The organism is Cohnella xylanilytica (assembly GCF_014212175.1).
Lineage (GTDB): Bacteria > Bacillota > Bacilli > Paenibacillales > Paenibacillaceae > Cohnella > Cohnella xylanilytica.
The window spans coordinates 1-17,846 of the sequence record NZ_JACJVR010000104.1 but is presented as its reverse complement, the minus strand read 5'-3'; the positions used below and the strand labels follow the sequence as shown (position 1 = coordinate 17,846).

Here is a 17,846-nt window from a genome sequence, read left to right as displayed (position 1 = left end):
CTTTCGTAATTCAGGTTAATATCCAATACGAAGCGACTCCTTCCGGTACCGTCCGGGCGTTCGCCCCTCGATTCGCTTGAACGCGCGGCTGAACGACTGGAGATCGCGGTAGCCGACCATCGCCGCGATCGCGTTCAGCTTGTGCGCCGTCGAGCGCAGCAGCCCGCAAGCGGCCTGAACTCTCCGGTGCTGCACGAATTCGTGGAACGTCTGGCCGGTATGCCGCTTGAACAGCCGGTGGAAATGCCGCTCGCTCAGCCGGAACCTCTCTGCCGTCTCGCGCAGAGTAAGCGGTTCGAGCGCCCGCTCGCGGACGAAGGAGACCGCCTCCGAGATCGTCTCGATCCCGGCCGGCGGTTCTTCGCGTTCGTCCCGGGCTCGCAGAAGCCGGACCCATTCGACGAGAATCTGGGTCAGCAGCGACACGAGCATCGCGGAAGCGCCGGGCCGGAGGGCGGCGTGCTCCTCGTGAATTCGCTCGAACAGCGGCTCCAGCGTCAGGCGCGAATCCCGGACCGTCCCGGCTTCCGGCCGCCCCGCGCTTAGCGAGTCCCACAGCTCGCCGAGCCCGAGCTCCGGCGCGGCCGCCGCGATCTCCTCCAGCAGCGGCTTGCCGAACACGACGTTGTAGACGACGAGCCGGCGGTTCTTCTCGGAAGAATACGGACGGAATACGTGCGAGATGCCGACGGGCAGCGCGAACAGATCCCCTCGGGCCGCGGGGAGAGGACGGTCTCCGAGATACTGGTACCCGGTTCCTTCGGCGACGTAGTTAAACTCGATGAAGTCGTGCTCGTGCAGGCCCAGGTCGAACTTCTCCTCGATCCGGTTCACGAACACGCGCAGTCCCTCCCGGAACAGGTCGCTCCCTTTCATCCGATAAGGCGGCTTTCTCATCGAACGGCTCTCCTTTCGTCTGCTTGCTTGATGTCCATTTTACCATGCTCGGATGTCCGTTTCGCCCCTATATCCGTTCTTCGGCGCAAGATACAATCCAAGCAGAACGGATCAACGCGAGCGGGCGGGCCGCGGCTCGTCCGTATCGAATCCATCATAGATAGGGGAAATGAACAGATGGCGCACCTCGAAGTATACGGACTTGCGTGCAACCACCGGACGAATCCGGTCGGCATCGCCGACAAGCAGCCCCGACTGAGCTGGAAGCTGAGATCGGACCGCAGGGGCGAGACGCAGTCGGCCTACCGGATTCAAGTGTCGGAAGGAGAAGCGTTCGAAGGCTCTCTCGTCTGGGACAGCGGAAGGGAGGAGGGAGGGCGGTCCGTTCTCGTGCCTTACGGCGGTCCCGCGCTTCAATCGAGGACGAGGTACTGCTACCGGGTGAAGGTATGGGGCGCGGGAGGCGAGGAGTCGGAATGGAGCCGCCCGGCCTTCTTCGAGACGGCGTTCTTCTCCGAGTCGGAATGGTCGGGAGCCGATTGGATCTCCTTCCCGCTGCCCGAGGACGAGCAGGGCGACGAGCCGGTCGCTTACCTGCGCAAGAGCTTCTCGGTGGCGAAGCCCGTCGCTTCCGCCCGCGTCTACGCCTCGGCGCTGGGAGCTTACAAGCTGTTCGTGAACGGCCTTCCGGCGGACGATACGCAGCTTAACCCCGGCTGGACCAGTTACGCCAAGCGGGTTCAATACCAGACGTACGACGTGACCGGCCTGCTGTCGGAAGGCGGCAACGCGATCGGCGTCATGCTGGGGAACGGGTGGTACAGAGGGAAGCTCTCCTGGGAAAATAAACGGGTTTACGGCGACGCCAGGGCGGCGCTCGTTCTGCTCCGCGTCCGGTACGCGGACGGCTCGGAGGAGATCGTCGGCACGGACGGCACGTGGAAGGGAAGCGACGGCGCGCTTCGCATGTCCGAGCTGTACCAAGGCGAGACGTACGATGCCCGTCTGGAGAAGAAGGGCTGGTCGCGGCGGGAGTTCGACGACTCCGATTGGGCGAGCGCGGTCCCTTATTCGCATCCGAAGTCGACGCTCGTCGCCCAGGAGAGCGAACCGGTGCGCGTCGTAGACGAGCTCGTCCCCGTATCCGTGTGGACGACGCCGCGGGGCGAGACGCTGCTCGACATGGGCCAGAACATGGTCGGCTGGGTGCGGTTCACGGTGCGGGCGAAGGCGGGAACGGTCGTCACGCTTCGCCATGCGGAGGTGCTCGACAAGGACGGCAACTTCTACGTCGGCAATCTGCGCTCGGCGAAGCAGACGGTGACCTACGTCTGCTCCGGGGAAGGTCCGGAGACGTTCGAGCCGGTCTTCTCCTTCCAAGGCTTCCGCTACGTCAAGATCGAAGGCATCCCCGCCGAGCAGATTCCCGGCCGGTTCGTCGGCCGCGTCCTGACGAGCGACCTTCGTCCGGCGGGCCGGTTCCGGTGCTCCGATCCGCTGATCAACAAGCTCGCGGACAACATCGTCTGGGGACAGATCGGCAACTTCGTCGACGTCCCGACCGATTGTCCGCAGCGCGACGAGCGGCTCGGCTGGACCGGCGACGCGCAGGCGTTCGCGCGCGCGGCCACGTACAACCGGAACGTCGCGCCGTTCTTCGCGAAGTGGCTGCGAGACTTGGCCGCGGACCAGCAGCCGGACGGAGGCGTGCCGCACGTCGTGCCCGACGTGCCCGCCGCCGGGTACAACTCGGCCGCGTGGGGCGACGCCGCCGTCATCGTCCCCTGGATCATCTACGAGAGATACGGGGACGAGGCCTTGCTTCGCGAGCAATATCCGAGCATGAAGAAGTGGGTCGAGTATATTCGGGCGCAGGGCGACGACGAGCGGCTCTGGAACACGGGCTTCCACTTCGGCGATTGGCTCGGCCTGGACGCGAAGGAGAACAGCTACGTCGGCGCGACGCCGAGGGACTTGATCGCGACGGCCTTCTACGCCCATTCGACGGGCTTGCTCGCGAAGGCGGCGGGCGTTCTCGGCTACGCGGAGGAGGCGGCCGCTTACGGCGAGCTGCGGGAGAGAATCGCGAAGGCGTTCCGCGACGAATTCGTGACGCCGAGCGGGAGGCTCGCGTCTCCGACCCAGACGGCTTACGCGGTCGCGCTTATGTTCGATCTGCTCGAGGAGGAGAACCGCCGGGCGGCTGCGGACCGGCTCGCCAAGCTGGTCGAAGAGAGCGGGACGCAGCTGACGACCGGCTTCGTCGGCACGCCGTACCTGTGCCGCGTGTTGACGAGGTTCGGGTACGGCGAGTTGGCTTACAAGCTGCTGGAGCGCCGGGAATACCCGTCGTGGCTCTACCCGGTCATCCGGGGAGCGACGACGATCTGGGAGCATTGGGACGGCATCAAGCCGGACGGCAGCTTCTGGAGCGACGACATGAACTCGTACAACCATTACGCGTACGGGGCGGTCGGCGATTGGCTGTTCGGCTCGGTGTCCGGCATCGACGCGGACGAAGCGGAGCCGGGCTACCGGCGGATCCGCCTCCGGCCGCTGCCAGGAGGCTCGCTGACGTTCGCCGAGGCGACGCTCGATTCGCCGTACGGCGAGATCCGGTCGGCGTGGACGCGCTCGGAGGACGGGCGAAGCATCGTCTACGAAGTGACGGTGCCGGCCAACGCGTCCGCCGACGTTCGGCTTGCGGGAGCGAAGCTGGCCGACGTGACGGAATCGGGCCAACGGCTCGAGGACGCGGAAGGCGTCTCGGACGTAGAGGAGACCGCGGAAGGGCTGGCGTTCCGGCTGGGTTCCGGCGTCTATCGCTTCGAAGCTTCGACCGCGGCGCCGGCGAATGCCGGCGCGGAGGCATAGGAGCGAACCGGGAGGGTTATGCCGGAGGCGAGAGGGACCGAGCAGGACGGGAAGACGGGGCGACCCGTCTTCTTTTTTATGCGCTAAAGGAGAAGCAGCGCGACTGATATATTTTGAATCTTGAACCCGTCTTTATACTGAAGCGGCGAAACCTTTTTTGGAAGGAGACTTGAGGTGAGATTGTTCGAACTGTTGCTATTATTGTCTAACATCGGCTTGTTCGCATTAACAGTCGGATTAAAAAACGGACGGCGCAGATTTCCAGTTTTCGTTGCAAGCGCGGCCGCCGCGCTGTTGCTGGTCATTCATTGGACCGTGGAAGGCTGCAGAGTCCAGCTAATTTTCCTCTATTGCATGACGATTCTTTTTTTGGCCGTGTCAGGTTATCGCTATTTTAAAAAAACCGGTCCAATGAGAATCCCCCGATTCCTGGCGGGTTCGGCTTATACCGCCATCGCGCTCATGCTGGTCGGAACAGCGGGGCTCACGTATGTTTTCCCCGTATTTAAACTGCCTGAACCGACGGGCGAATTTAAGGTGGGAACGCAAACTTTTCATTTCGTGGATCCGAATAGGGAAGAGATTTTCGGCGAAGCCCGAGACGGCAAAAGAGAATTGATGGTTCAGGTATGGTATCCGGCTCAAGCCGGCACCGGCAAGCACGCTCCCTTTGTTCCCGATCCCCGGATTTTACGTTATATGGCCGCGGACTATGGCCTTCCCGGGTTTACGTTTCAACACCTGAAGTACGTATCCAGTCATGCTCATTCGGGGGCCGAAGTCTCTTCGGCGCAGACTTCATACCCGCTGATCCTGGCGAATCCCGGCAACGGCTCTTCCAGGTTCCTCCACACGTCGCATGCCGAAAATCTCGCGAGTCACGGATATATCGTGGCCGCGATCGACCACACCTACAATACCTTTGCAACCGAGTTTCCGGACGGGCGAATCACGACCGGCACGACGGACGACTTATTCTCGCCGGGCCAAGATTACCGGACGAGCAGAGATAATCGCGACAAGTTGGGAAAAGTTCTAACCGACGATGTGGCGTTCGTGCTGGACCAATTCGAGCTCATCCAATCGGGGCAGATTCCAAGTCGCCTCGAAGGGAGATTGGATCTCGGCCATGTCGGGGTGTTCGGCCATTCCATCGGCGGAGCGACGGCCTATGACGCTTCTTACGATCCGCGCATCGCCGTTGGAGTCGACCTGGATGGAGGGCTTTATCGGCTGCGCGACCGAGAAGCTCTGCGAAAGCCGGTTTTGTTCATCAACTCGGAGAGCTATTTCGATAAATTAAAAAGGGTGACGGAAAACCGGGTATACACGGACGCGGAGCTTAACCGAATGGGCTCGACCAGAGAGTGGGAAGATCAAGTAACGGAAGATAAGAAGTTGGAGCTTGAACGGATGCGCGAATCGGTCGACGCAGGGGGACGAGTTCTCTATATCGAAAATACGGAGCATTTGAATTTTACCGACGTCCAGTTCGTATCTCCGATTTTCAACATGCTGGGCATTACCGGAACGATTGCGCCCGGAAGAGCGAGCTCCGTTATCAATGCCTATATGCTGGACTTCTTCGATATGCATCTGAAAAATCAGGGCGGAAACTTAATGAAAGGACCGGATCGCCGCTTTCCGGAGGCGAAATTCGTAACCTCGCTATAAAGTGCGGAGCAGGCTGCGGTTTAGATGAACAACGTCAGCACGCTATCGGACAATGCGAGTGCAATCCATCCTGTCCATTAAAACCTCTTCTTGGAAGCAAACCAGTTTGAATCGCTTCCAGGGGAGGTTTTATCGATTAAGTGAGTGATGAAAGTCGCCTGAAGCTGACAAACGTATTCAAGGATTCGGTCCGACGGTAACCATTGACTGTAGGAAGGGCAGCCAGCCTGTGAGAACTTTGTTAATTATCGGGGAGAAGCTTGCTACTAGGAATGGGAATTCTTAATATGGTTCTATAAGGCATCGCAGACTCGAACCTCGACGGGAGAATCTATGAGCAACCCTGTTACCGACAACGAAGCGAAGTGGATCCGGAAGATCTGGACGTCCTATTGGGGAATTCTCCTCTTCCACGACGCGGCGCAACTGTTCTCCTACTGGTTCCTACCTTATTCGGCCGGTCCGACCGAATTCTACTATTACGTGCTGCTCAAGCCGACGATCGTCGCGGGCAGCGCGATCGCAAGCGCTTGGATGATCGACGCGGTCGCGAAGCGGTTCACGTTCTACGCGCTCATCTCGGCCGGAACGGTGCTGGCCGTCACCATCATACGGCTCAACACCGACATTCGAATCATCTCCGCGCTGTTCCTGCTGCCGATTCTCGTCGCGGTCTTGTTCTACCGGAGACGGCTGATGATCTTCACGGCGCTGCTTCAGATCGCCGCCTTCTTCCTTCTGCTCGCCCGCAGCGAGAGCTACCGGAGCTATCTGACCGCGTTCGACGTCATCTCCGTTCCCGCCTTCATCGTCATTTGCGCGCTCGTGGCGGGCATTCTTATGATCCGAGGGCGCGAGCTGCAGAAGGAGCTGTACACGGCGATGTCCGCCAAGCAGGAGCTGATGGTCCAATACGCGATCATGAGCCGGCAGGCGAAGATGGACCAGCTCACCGGCTTGTACAACCAGGCGACCTTCCGCGAGCATTACGCGATGGCTCTGGATTACGCGGCCGAAGGGACCCGGGCCTCCTTCCAGCTGGCTCTGCTCGATATCGACGACTTCAAGAGCATCAACGACACTTACGGCCATCTGGCCGGAGACGCCGTGCTCGCAAGCGTCGCCCGGACCGTGAAGGAGCGGCTTCCCGCCAGCGGCGTCGCCGCCCGGTACGGCGGCGAAGAGTTCGCGCTGCTGCTGTTCGAGCCGGACGTCGGCGAGGCGGTGCGGGCCTGCGAGGCGATTCGGACCGCGGTCTCGCAGCTTGTCTTCTCGGAGCTGGACGGGAAGGGGGCGACGGTCAGCGTCGGAGTCGCGGCTTACGAGCCGGGCCTGGACGCGGACGCCTTGTTCGAGCGGGCCGACGCCCGGCTGTACGAAGCGAAGCGGCTCGGCAAGAACCGGACCGCCCATGTCCCGGAGGCCGCCGGCCAGCCGGACGCCTAGCCCTTCGGCACGCTGCGGTAATGAGCGGGCGACACGCCCATCAGTTTTTTGAACAATCGGGAGAAATAGTAGGGATCGCCGACGCCCACGGCCGCCGCGATCTCCTTCACCGTCAGGTCGGTCAGGCTGAGCAGCTGGCCGGCTTTTTGCATTTTGAGCCGGAGGAAGTATTCGATGGGGGGGAACCCGGTCTCCTTCTTGAATAGATGAACGAGATGCTGCCGGGAGACGCCCGAGCAGGCCGCCAGTTCGGACAGGGAGACCGTCTCGGTCAAGCGGTCGTTCATGTATCGGATGGCGCGCTCCAAGTCCTGCTCCCTCTTCCGGTCGCGCGGCGAACTCACCGCGCTCATGCCGACGGTGCCCAGCAGCAGGCCGACCGTCTGGGAGACGAGCGTCTGCGCGGGCAGCGAATACGGCTTGTCCGAGAGCAGCCGGCAGCAGCGCTCGAAGGAGTCGGCCCAAGCCGAATAGGCCGACGCCGGCAGCTTGACGACTCCCTGTCCGAGACCGTACAGCGCGAGGTAATCGGCGGCCAGCTCGCCATGAAGATGAAGCCAGTAGATGCTCCATGGCGATTCCGCGGATGCGCCGTACCGATGAGGGACGTTCGCCGGAACGACGGCGAGGCTGCCTTCCTTCACGATCGCCCTTCTTCCGTCGATCTCCACCCAGCCTTCCCCGTCCGCGCAGTAGATCAGAATATGGGCGTCGGAGCCCCCGGGCCGCTCCCGGTAATGATAGCGGGCGCGTGGAAAATAACCGATGTCCCTCACATGAAGGCCCCGCGTCAGCTTCGAGCGGGCCAGCTCGCCCGCCATGTAGTCGGAGAGCACGAACAGGATCTGCTCCTCGAAGCCGTCCATCATCCGCGGATGCTCCATCCCGTACGCCTCCAATCCGATCCCCGAAGGATCAATTACGATTTATTTTAAGAATATAATCCACCACAAACCGCATTTCGTCAATTGGTTCCGCCGCCGCCGAACGGTAAAGTAGAGGTATCGAAGAGAAGGAGGAATGGAGCATGGCCGCATCGCAAGACGTCACGGGAACGCCTCCCGTTCGCGTCTGGGAAGAGGACAAGGCGATCCCCACTTACGGGACGGGGGAGCCGGACCGTAATCCGATGTTCCTGGAGAAGCGGGTCTATCAAGGCAGCTCCGGCCGCGTCTATCCGCACCCGGTCGTCGACCGGATCGAAGACGAGAAGCGGCCGAAGAAGTACCGGCTCGCCGTCCTGGAGAACGAATACGTAAGAATCGAGATTATGCCGGAGCTTGGAGGCCGCGTCTACCGGGCTCTCGACAAGACCAACGGCTACGACTTCGTCTATTACAACCGGGTCATCAAGCCGGCGCTCGTCGGTCTCGCCGGTCCCTGGATCTCGGGCGGCATCGAGTTCAACTGGCCGCAGCACCACCGTCCGAATACGTTCGGGCCGGTCGAGCACCGGATCGCCGAGAATGAAGACGGCAGCGCGACGGTGTGGGTCAGCGAGATCGACCGGATGTACGGAACGAAGATGACCGCGGGCTTCACCTTGTACCCGGGGAAGGCTTATCTCGAGATCTCGGCTCAGCTGTACAACCGGACGCCGGAGCCGCAGACGTTCCTCTGGTGGGCCAACCCGGCCGTCGCCGTCAACGACCATACGCAATCGGTGTTCCCGCCCGACGTCACGGCGGTGTTCGACCACGGCAAGCGGGACGTCTCCCGCTTCCCGATCGCCACGGGCACCTATTACAAAATGGATTATTCGGAAGGCGTCGACATCTCGCGCTACCGCAACATCCCGGTTCCGACCTCGTACATGGCCTACAAGTCGGATTACGACTTCGTCGGAGGCTACGACCACTCGGTCCGGGCCGGCTTGCTGCACGTGGCCGACCGCCACGTCTCCCCCGGCAAGAAGCAGTGGACGTGGGGGAACGGCGAGTTCGGCCAGGCATGGGACCGCAACCTGACCGACGAGGACGGCCCTTACATCGAGCTGATGACGGGCGTCTACACCGACAACCAGCCCGACTTCGCCTGGCTGCAGCCGTACGAGGAGAAGGCGTTCAAGCAATACTTCATGCCGTACAAGGACATCGGGGTGGTCAAAAACGCGACCGTCGACGCCGCGGTCAATCTCGAGGTCGACGAGACGGCTCGCGCGGCGGACGTGCGGGCTTACGCGACTTCGGTCTTCAAGGGCGCGGTCGTTGAACTGAAGGGGAAGGGACGCTCTTACTTCAAGGAGACGGTCGAGCTCTCCCCGGTCTCGACGTTCAAGTCCGTCGTCTCCCTGGACGATGGCGACCGGCCGCACGACTTGACGGTTACCGTTCGCGATTCGGAGGGGCGTCTTCTGGTCTCGTACCGTCCCGCCGAGCCGTCGATCGCCGAAGTGCCGGACGCCGCCGAGCCGCTGCCGCAGCCGGAGGAGCTGCGGACGAACGAGCAGCTCTACTTGGCCGGCCTGCATCTCGAGCAATACCGTCACGCTACGTTCGAGCCGGAAGCCTATTATCGCGAAGGCTTGAAGCGGGATCCAAGCGACATCCGCATCAACGTCGCGTACGGAGCGCTGCTGCTGAGGCGCGGCTTGTTCGCGGAAGCCGAGGGGCACTTCCGAACGGCGGCGAAGTCGCTGGCCTGGCGCAATCCGAACCCGTACGACAGCGAGGCGCTCTATCGGCTGGGCGTGGCGCTTAAGCTGCAAGGCCGCCTGGAAGAAGCGTTCGCCGCCTTCTACAAGTCGACCTGGTCCGCCGCGTGGCAGGATGCCGGGTACTTCTCGCTCGCCCGGATCGCGGCGGAGAAGGGATCGTTCGGGCAGGCGTTAGAACTGGTCGAACGCTCGCTGATCCGCAATGCCCGGAATTACAAAGCCCGCCATCTGAAGGCGGCGCTGCTGCGCAAGCTCGGGCGTGCGGCCGAAGCCGTCTCCTATGCCGACGAGACGCTGCGGCTGGACGTCGCGGACTTCGGAGCGGCGAACGAACGGGCGTTGGCTCTCGCGGAACGGGGCGAGCGGACGGAGGCGTACCGGGCTCTCGGGGAATTGAGACGCCTCATGCGGGACGACCCCCACAATACGATAAGCCTGGCGTCCGACTACGCGGAATGCGGCTTGTTCGAAGAAGCCGTCGACGTACTGAATCGTCTCGTCCCGGACGCCGAAGCGGACGCGTACCCGATGCTCCATTACGCGCTCGGCTATCTTCATGAACGCGCCGGCCGCGCGGACTTGGCGGCGGCCCATCGGCGGACCGGACGGAGCTCGCCGCCGGACTACTGCTTCCCGAACAGCCTGTTCGACCTGCTCGCGTTGGAGAGCGCCGTCGCCGCCGACGACGAAGACGACCGCGCGCATTATCTGCTCGGCAACTGGTTGTACGACAAGAAGCGCCATGCCGACGCCATCGCCCATTGGGAAGCTTCCCTCGCCGCGAACGACGCGTTCCCGACCGTCCATCGGAATTTGGCGCTCGCTTACTACAACAAGAGGGGAGACTCGCAAGCGGCTCTCGCCTCGCTCGAGAAGGCGTTCGCCTGCCGGACGGACGATGCGCGCGTGCTGTACGAGCTCGACCAGCTGTACAAGAAGCTCGGCGATCCGGCCGAGCGGAGGCTCGCCCGACTGCTCCCGCATAGGGCTCTCGTCGAGAAGCGCGACGATCTGTACCTGGAATACGTCACGCTGCTTAACGCCTTAGCGAAGCATAAGGAGGCTCTCGCCGCTCTCGCCGCGCGGAAGTTCCACCCGTGGGAAGGCGGGGAAGGCAAGACGACCGGCCAGCACGTGCTGGCTCACGTCGAGCTGGCCAAGCTCGCTCTCGCGGAGGGGAGCTTCGAAGAGGCGGCCGGGCATCTGTCGGAAGCGCTCGTCTATCCGGACAATCCGGGAGAAGGGAAGCTGCACGGGGCGCAGGAGAACCATATCTACTATTACTTGGGCAACGCCTATGAAGCCATGGGGATGCCCGAGAAGGCCGAGGAATGCTGGCGAATCGCCTCCGTAGGGCTGGAGGAGCCGTCCGGGGCGATGTATTACAACGACCAGCCGCCGGATATGATTTTCTACCAGGGGATGGCATGGACGAAGCTGGGGAACGCGAAGGAAGCGAAGCGCCGGTTCAACAAGCTGATCGATTACGGGGAGAAGCATCTGAGGGACGAGGTCGGCTTCGACTACTTCGCCGTCTCGCTGCCGGACTTCCTCGTCTTCGAAGACGATCTGAACAAGCGCAACCGGATCCATTGCCTCTACATGATGGGGCTCGGCCTGCTCGGGTTGGGACGCAAGGCGGAGGCCCGGGCTCGGCTTCAACAAGCGCTCGCTCTGGACGTTCACCATGCCGGAGCGAGGATTCATCTGGGAATGTGCGGTTAACGGCCGGTCAAGCGACATGCCGAATCGGGCGAAGCCGGCGCTGCAAGAAGGCGCCGCTTCGTCGTTTTTTTTTAGGCGCTCGGGGCTCTTGGCCTGTCTGCCGCATCCGCGATAAAATAAGGGGATAACGCGAGTGCACGATGAGGGGGACGGGGATGGAGAGCCAGACGAAGAACAAGCAGCCGAGGGCGACGATCGACCGAATGATCGCGAGAGCTTGTCCCGGCGTAACGGCGACCGGCGTCTCGGAATTGACGGAAGGCTTCTTCAATGCGGCCTATTCGGTCGGGCTGTCGGACGGAAGCGCCGTCGTGCTCAAGGTCGGGCCCGCCGAGGGGACGCCGCTCATGAGCCACGAGAGGAACATCATGTCCAGCGAAGTCCGCTCGATGCGGCTCGTCGCCGAACGGACCGACGTTCCCGTCGCTAGAATCTTATTCTACGACGACACCCGGGAGATATGCGAAGCGGATTACTTCATCATGGAGAAGCTGCCGGGACGAAGCTATCATTCGGCCATGAACGAGCTGGACGACGAGGCCAGAGAGCGGATCGAGCGCCAGATCGGCCAGTACAATTCGCGAATGAACGGAATCGTCGGGGAACGGTTCGGGTACTTCGGCCAGCCCGACAAGCAAGGCTCCGATTGGTTCGAAGTCTATCGAAGCATTCTGATGGATGCCGTCCGGGATGCCGAGGCTCTGAAGATCGATTTGCGAATGGACCCGCTCGATATGCTGGAGCTGCTGCGGCGGGACGCCGACGCTTTCCGGGAGGTGGCGGTGCCTAAGCTCGTTCATTGGGACTTGTGGGCGGGCAACGTCTTTATCGAGAACGGAGCCGTGACCGGGCTAATCGATTTCGAACGGTGCTTGTGGGCGGACCCCCTGCTCGAAGTCGGATTCCGCTCGTTCGCGAGCAATCCGCACTTCCTCGAAGGCTACGGCCTTCGGGAGCTGACGGCGTCGCAGCGAATCCGAATCCGCTGGTACGATCTCTATCTGTATCTCATCTCCGCTCTGGAATGCGATTACAGGCAATATGAAGACCGCGGAACCTACGAATGGGCGATCGCGCGGATTCGGGAAGGCATGGCGGCCCTTAAGGAGGGCGGACTCGAACCGTAAGTGGAAGAACCGGATCCGAAGGCGAATTCGGCCCAGCCGTTTGACCGAAGACATCGGACGCTTATAAGGGAACGCGCCGCAGGACGGCAATCGAAGGCAACGATTCCATCGGGAGTCGTTGCCTTCGCCTATTCCGGCCGTCGAGACCGAATACCCAAATAAATCGGACACCCAGCCAAAAAAATCGCGCGGATGTCTATCGGTCTTGTATTCGTTTACAATAGAGTCGTACAGGCACTATCGAAACACATCATCGCGGCGGGGACCTGCCTTCGCATCCCGTCCCCGCGAGCCAAAGGCGGTCGTCCGATGCTCTCCCGTCTGCGCCGGATCGCGGCGCGCTACCGTCCCCGCAAGCTTCGCACCCGGATTCTGCTGGCGATGGCTCTGCTGTCGGTGCCGCCGCTTATTCTGCTTGGATCTATCTCCTTCAATATCTCCAAGGATACGATCGTTCGCAATCACTTGGATAATAACGAGCACAATCTGAAGACGGCGAGCGAGGTGGCGGACCTGCTGCTTCGCAACGTCATCAATATGCACCGGCTTATTCTGGCCAACGACGCGCTTCGCGGCGAGCTGAAGGCCAGCGTCGCGGAAGGCGGCCGCGTCATCGACATTCGCACGGCCAACCGGCTGCAGAACGTGGTCGTGCGCAACCTGATCGACACCCGGCATATCGATACGATCTGCCTGTTCGACCGGGGCTTCCGGTCCGTCTGCTACGGAAGCGCGGACGCGAACGCCGGCATCTACGCGAGTCCCGCCGGAAGGGCGGAGATCGGCCGCGCGGATTGGTACCGTCAAGCCGTCGCCGCAAGCGGCAAAGAGGTCTTCTTCAGCTACAACGTGCTGCAGCCTGCGGATACCGCCGGTTCCTTCTCCAGCGTGAAGCTGCTGCGGGATCCGGCCGACTTCAAGCCGATCGGGCTGCTCGTCATCAACTTGAAGAAATCGATGTTCGCTCAAGCGATGAACGACGGAGAAGACAGCGGGTTCCTCGTGCTGGACGCGACCGGAGCTCCGACGCGCGGCGTCTATGCGGGGGACCCGGAGCTGGCGGCATCGTTCCGGCCCGACGACGACGAGGACGAGGTTATCCGCGCGCTGCGCGAAGAGGGCTACCTGACGATCGGATACCGCAACGAGACGACGGGCTGGACGTTCCTCCACGCCGTGAAGGCGAGCGCGCTGCTGCAGGACTCGAATCGGATCGGCACGGCGACGACGCTGATCGCGTCCGTCATCGCCCTGATCGCGATCCTGCTCTCCCTGTTCGTGTCCGGCAGCATCACCCGGCCGCTGCTTCAGCTCAAGAAGCTGATGGTCGACTGGTCCAAGGGGAAGGGGACCCAGGCGCAGGAGACGTCGTTCGAGGAGGACGAGGTCGGGGCGATCGGGGAGACGTTCCGCCGCATCTCTTCCGAGAACCAGCAGTTAAGCGAGAGCCTGATTCACGCCCGGCTGAAGGAGAGAGAAGCCGAGCTTCGTTCGCTGCAGGCGCAGATCAAGCCTCATTTTCTATACAACACGCTGGATTCGATCTATTGGATGGCCGTACTGCAGAACAACGACGACATCGCCAAGATGGCGGTCGCCTTGTCCGAGAGCTTCAAGCTCAGCCTGAACAAAGGCAAGGAGACGATTCCGGTGTTCAAGGAGCTTCAGCATATCGAGCATTACATGACGATCCAGAACTTGCGCTACAAGTCCCGCTTCCGATACATCGTCGACGTGGACCCGGCGCTGATGGGCGTCGAGATTCTGAAGCTCGTGCTCCAGCCGCTCGTCGAGAACGCGATCTATCACGGCCTGGAGCCGAAGCTCGGAGAGGGGACGGTGAAGCTGACGGGACGGATGGAGGAAGGGACGGCCGCGTTCGCCGTGGAGGACGACGGGGTCGGCATGGAAGACGTCCGGCTGACGGAGCAGGGCTACGGCATGCGCAACGTGCGCGAACGGCTCGCGCTTTATTACGGCCCTGGCAGCTCGATGCAGGTATTCAGCGAGCCCGGCCGCGGGACGAAGGTCGAGATCCGGTTCCGGCCGGACGAGCTGAGAGGGGGGTGAGGCGGTGCTGAAGGCCGCGATTTTCGACGACGAATATATCGTAACCCAAGGACTTCGCGCCATGATCAATTGGGGCCGCTACGGCATCGAGCTCGCCGGCACCGCCGGAGACGGCTTCTCGGCGCTGAACATGGTCCGCGAGCTGAAGCCCGACATCGTCATGACCGATATTCGGATGCCGGGCATGGACGGTCTGAAGCTGATCGAGGCGATCTCGAGGGAAGCCCCCGACACCGCCTGCATCGTGTTCAGCGGCTTCAACGAATTCGACTACATTCGCCAAGCGCTGAAGCTGGGCGTCGTCGATTACATCGAGAAGCCGGTCACGATCGAGAAGGTGGACGAGGCAATGCTCCGGACGATCGAGAGAATCGGCCGCCAACGGGAGCATACGGAGCTGAAGGGCAGGCTCGAGGCGAGCAAGGAGGCGCTGCTGGAGAAGGCGACGCGCGATCTGGTGCTGCTCGGAGAGGAGGCGCTTCCCGCCTGGAGGCAGGCGTTCGGCGAGGAAGAAGCGGGGCGCATCGTCGGCGTGACGGTCTTGGCGGGATCGGCGCAGGAGCTCCTGGAAGCGCTGGACGCCCCGCCGCCGGGCGGGGAGGGTTCGGCGGCCGAGCTTGAGGCGACGAGAGCGGAAGCGGAGACGGGAGCGCAGGATGAGTCGAATGCAGCGGGCGCGGCAGAATCGACCTTAGGCGAATCGGGCATGGCCGATGGGACGGATGAGAGGGGCTCGAAGAAGGCGAAGAAGACGAAGACGGCGAAGAAGGAGGCGGAAGAGCAGGATGAGCCGAGTGCAGCGGATGCGGATGCCGCCATTCCGATGCCATACCGCTCCGTTGCGTTCCCGAACGGCGACGAATGGGTCGCCGTCGTGTTCCATTACGAGCTTCCCGCGGACTCGCTGTGGGAACGCCTTGAGCTTCGCTCTCCGCACATGAACGGGACGGTCGGCTCCGGTCTCACGTACCCCGAAGTCAAGGACGCGGGCCGGAGCTGCAAGGAAGCTCTGCGCGCGCTGCGTTACGGCCTGTTCCTGGAGGAGAAGGGATGGACCCGGTTCGAGCACGCCGAGGAGAGCGAATCGTTCCCGGAAGGATTGTCCGAACGGGAGGAGGAGCTCGTGTTCTTCCTGCGGACCGGCAATCGCGAAGCGCTGAGCGGCCATCTGGAAGCCGTCAAGCGATGGATGGAATCGGAGAGGCTGAACCCGGATCTGGCCGAGCGGGAGCTGCTCAAGCTGGCGTATCTTGGTCTGCAGGTGGCGAAGGAATCGGGGCTGAAGAACGAGAGGCAGGCCGGCCATGCCGAGACCGTGCCGCACCGGGAGCTCGGCGGCATGCGCACGAGGGACGAGATGTTCCGCTGGCTCGGGAGCTACCTCGGGAAGCTGATGGACGGAATGGCCGAATCGAAGCGGACCTCCAAGCACGGAGCGGTCGACAAAGCCCTCGCCTTCATCGAGAAGAACTACGATCGGGATCTGACGCTGCAGGAGGTGGCGGAGCACGTCGGGATGAACGCCACGTATTTCAGCTTGCTGTTCAAGGAGAAGGTCGGTCATTCCTACATCAAGCACGTGACCAGGCTTCGTCTAGAGCAAGCGAAGGTTCTGCTGCGCCGCGGCCTGAAGGTGAACGAGGCGAGCGAGAAGGTCGGCTACTACAACTATCGGCACTTCACGGAGCTGTTCAAGAAGCACGTCGGCTTGACGCCGGGACAGTATCGGGAGAGCCGGGGAATGCCGGATAGCCGCGAGGAGGGAGACAGCCATGATTAAGCCGCTTCGGGCGCTCGCGGCCGCCGTTGCCCTGGTCCCGGTTCTCGCCTCTTGCTCGGCGGGAGGAATCGGCCTGGAAGGCGGGAAGACGATCGTCTCGGACAAGGCGCGGGTGATCCGCTACGTCACTTCCGACTTGGAATTCATGCAGCCTCGGCTGATCAGCGATCGGGCCCGGGAATACGAGAAGAGCCACCCGGACGTCAAGTACGAATTCGAGAACGTGGGCACGTCGGATCTCCTTCAGAAAATCCAGCTGCTGGCCGCGAGCAACGATCTCCCGGACCTGTTCGCCTACGAGTCGGGCCGGCCTCTCGAGCGGTTGTCCGACAACGGCTACGTGCTCGACGTCGAGAAGGCGTTCGCCGAGATCGGCCTCGGAGACGAGCTGAATCCGGCGGCGGTCAAGCTGCTCAAATCGATGACCCGCAGCCAGGGGCTGTACGCGCTGCCGCTGGAGATTAACGTCGAAGGGTTCTGGTACAACAAGAAGCTGTTCGCCAAGTACGGGGTGAAGGAGCCGAAGACGTGGGACGAGCTGCTGCAAGCGGCGGAGCGGTTCCGGACGGCCGGCGTTCAGCCCTTCGCCCTGGCCGGCGCCCAGAAATGGCCGATCACCCGGCTTATCAACGGGTACGTTATCCGAGTGTACGGTTACGACGCGATGCAGAAGGTGGACCGGGGCGAGCTGCGGCTGACCGATCCCGGGTTCGTCGAGGCGGCGTCCGTCGTGCAGAAGATGGCGCTTCGCGGCTACTTCGGGGATCACGTGAACACGACGGACATGGAGGAAGCGGTGAATCGGTTCCTTCAGGGCCAAGCCGCCATGTATTACACGGGCAGCTGGAGCCTGCGAGACTTCAACGACCCGGCCAAGAACCGCATCGGTACGGAGCAGATCGGCTTGTTCAATATTCCGCTGGTTGCCGGGGGCAAGGGGACGACGGACGATTGGCTCTTGAACGCGGGGCTGACCACTTCCTTCTCCGCGGCTTCGTACGACGATACGATGAAGAAGTGGGTCAAGGCGGTGTTCGAGGATTACGGCGACCGGGCGATGAAGGAGAAGGGAGTCATCAGCGGCTTCAAGGTGGACCGGATGCCTGCATCCTTGCCGTCGCTGACGCAATTGGCGCAGACGACGATCGAGAGCGTGAAGAACGGCGCGCTCTGGTTCGAAGCGCTGTTCGATACGGACGCGCAGGCCGTCGCTTGGGACAACGCGCAGCTGCTCGTCATGAACGCGGACTATACGCCGCGCATGTATATGGAAGAGCTGCAGGCGGCCATCGACCGCCAGCAGAAGGAGGAGGAGTGACGCCGGCGTGCCGCGAGCCCCTCGTCGGCGCTCGTAAGTCGAATGCCGGACTCGCGTTTAATGCAACCGACATTTTGGCGGTTAAAGCGGGGGATCGCCGCGGGCCGGGCTCTGTAACCGCCATTTTGGCGGTTACAGCGGGGGATCGCCGCGGGCAGGTCCCTGCAACCGCCATTTTGGCGGTTACAGCGGGGGATCGCCGCGGGCAGGTCCCTGCAACCGCCATTTTGGCGGTTACAGCGGGGGATCGCCGCGGGCAGGTCCCTGCAACCGCCATTT

10 protein-coding genes are annotated in these 17,846 nt (G+C 62.3%); 8 read left to right on the top strand and 2 right to left on the bottom strand.

What is annotated here, in order from left to right; all coding sequences use genetic code 11:
• Positions 1-15: 15 nt before the first annotated feature.
• The gene (locus H7B90_RS25765; protein ID WP_185138771.1) at positions 16-897 is read right to left on the bottom strand and encodes an AraC family transcriptional regulator; all 882 of its coding nucleotides are present in this window, start codon (positions 895-897) and stop codon (positions 16-18) included.
• A gap of 177 nt (positions 898-1,074) precedes the next feature.
• Here H7B90_RS25765 and H7B90_RS25760 point away from each other — a divergent pair, with 177 nt between their 5' ends.
• From H7B90_RS25760 to H7B90_RS25750, 3 genes are all read left to right on the top strand, one after another.
• Positions 1,075-3,771: a family 78 glycoside hydrolase catalytic domain gene (locus H7B90_RS25760; protein WP_185138770.1), complete on the top strand. Its 2,697-nt coding sequence runs from the start codon at positions 1,075-1,077 to the stop codon at positions 3,769-3,771.
• A gap of 174 nt (positions 3,772-3,945) precedes the next feature.
• The gene (locus H7B90_RS25755; protein ID WP_185138769.1) at positions 3,946-5,445 is read left to right on the top strand and encodes an alpha/beta hydrolase family protein; all 1,500 of its coding nucleotides are present in this window, start codon (positions 3,946-3,948) and stop codon (positions 5,443-5,445) included.
• 333 nt (positions 5,446-5,778) lie between these two features.
• Complete coding sequence (locus H7B90_RS25750) at positions 5,779-6,891, top strand: GGDEF domain-containing protein (protein WP_185138768.1); 1,113 nt, start codon at positions 5,779-5,781, stop codon at positions 6,889-6,891.
• Here H7B90_RS25750 and H7B90_RS25745 read toward each other — a convergent pair.
• Positions 6,888-7,775 (bottom strand): AraC family transcriptional regulator, encoded by an 888-nt coding sequence (locus H7B90_RS25745; protein WP_185138767.1) that lies wholly within the window; start codon positions 7,773-7,775, stop codon positions 6,888-6,890. The two genes, H7B90_RS25750 and H7B90_RS25745, sit on opposite strands and share 4 nt — an antisense overlap.
• Before the next feature lie 143 nt (positions 7,776-7,918).
• On the opposite strand from H7B90_RS25745, the gene H7B90_RS25740 reads away from it, so the two are divergent.
• From H7B90_RS25740 to H7B90_RS25715, 5 genes are all read left to right on the top strand, one after another.
• A complete protein-coding gene (locus H7B90_RS25740; protein WP_185138766.1) occupies positions 7,919-11,272 on the top strand; it encodes a DUF5107 domain-containing protein in 3,354 nt (1,117 codons plus the stop codon).
• A gap of 155 nt (positions 11,273-11,427) precedes the next feature.
• The gene (locus tag H7B90_RS25735) at positions 11,428-12,399 is read left to right on the top strand and encodes a phosphotransferase family protein (RefSeq protein ID WP_185138765.1); all 972 of its coding nucleotides are present in this window, start codon (positions 11,428-11,430) and stop codon (positions 12,397-12,399) included.
• Between the two features lie 309 nt (positions 12,400-12,708).
• Complete coding sequence (locus H7B90_RS25730) at positions 12,709-14,469, top strand: sensor histidine kinase (RefSeq protein ID WP_185138764.1); 1,761 nt, start codon at positions 12,709-12,711, stop codon at positions 14,467-14,469.
• A 4-nt stretch (positions 14,470-14,473) separates the two neighbouring features.
• Entirely contained in the window at positions 14,474-16,249 is a 1,776-nt protein-coding gene (locus tag H7B90_RS33155) for a response regulator (RefSeq protein WP_311772810.1), read from the top strand.
• On the top strand, positions 16,242-17,567 hold the full coding sequence (locus tag H7B90_RS25715; RefSeq protein ID WP_185138763.1) for an ABC transporter substrate-binding protein: 1,326 nt from the start codon (positions 16,242-16,244) through the stop codon (positions 17,565-17,567). Before H7B90_RS33155 ends, H7B90_RS25715 begins: the two co-directional genes overlap by 8 nt.
• The last annotated feature ends 279 nt before the right edge of the window (positions 17,568-17,846 follow it).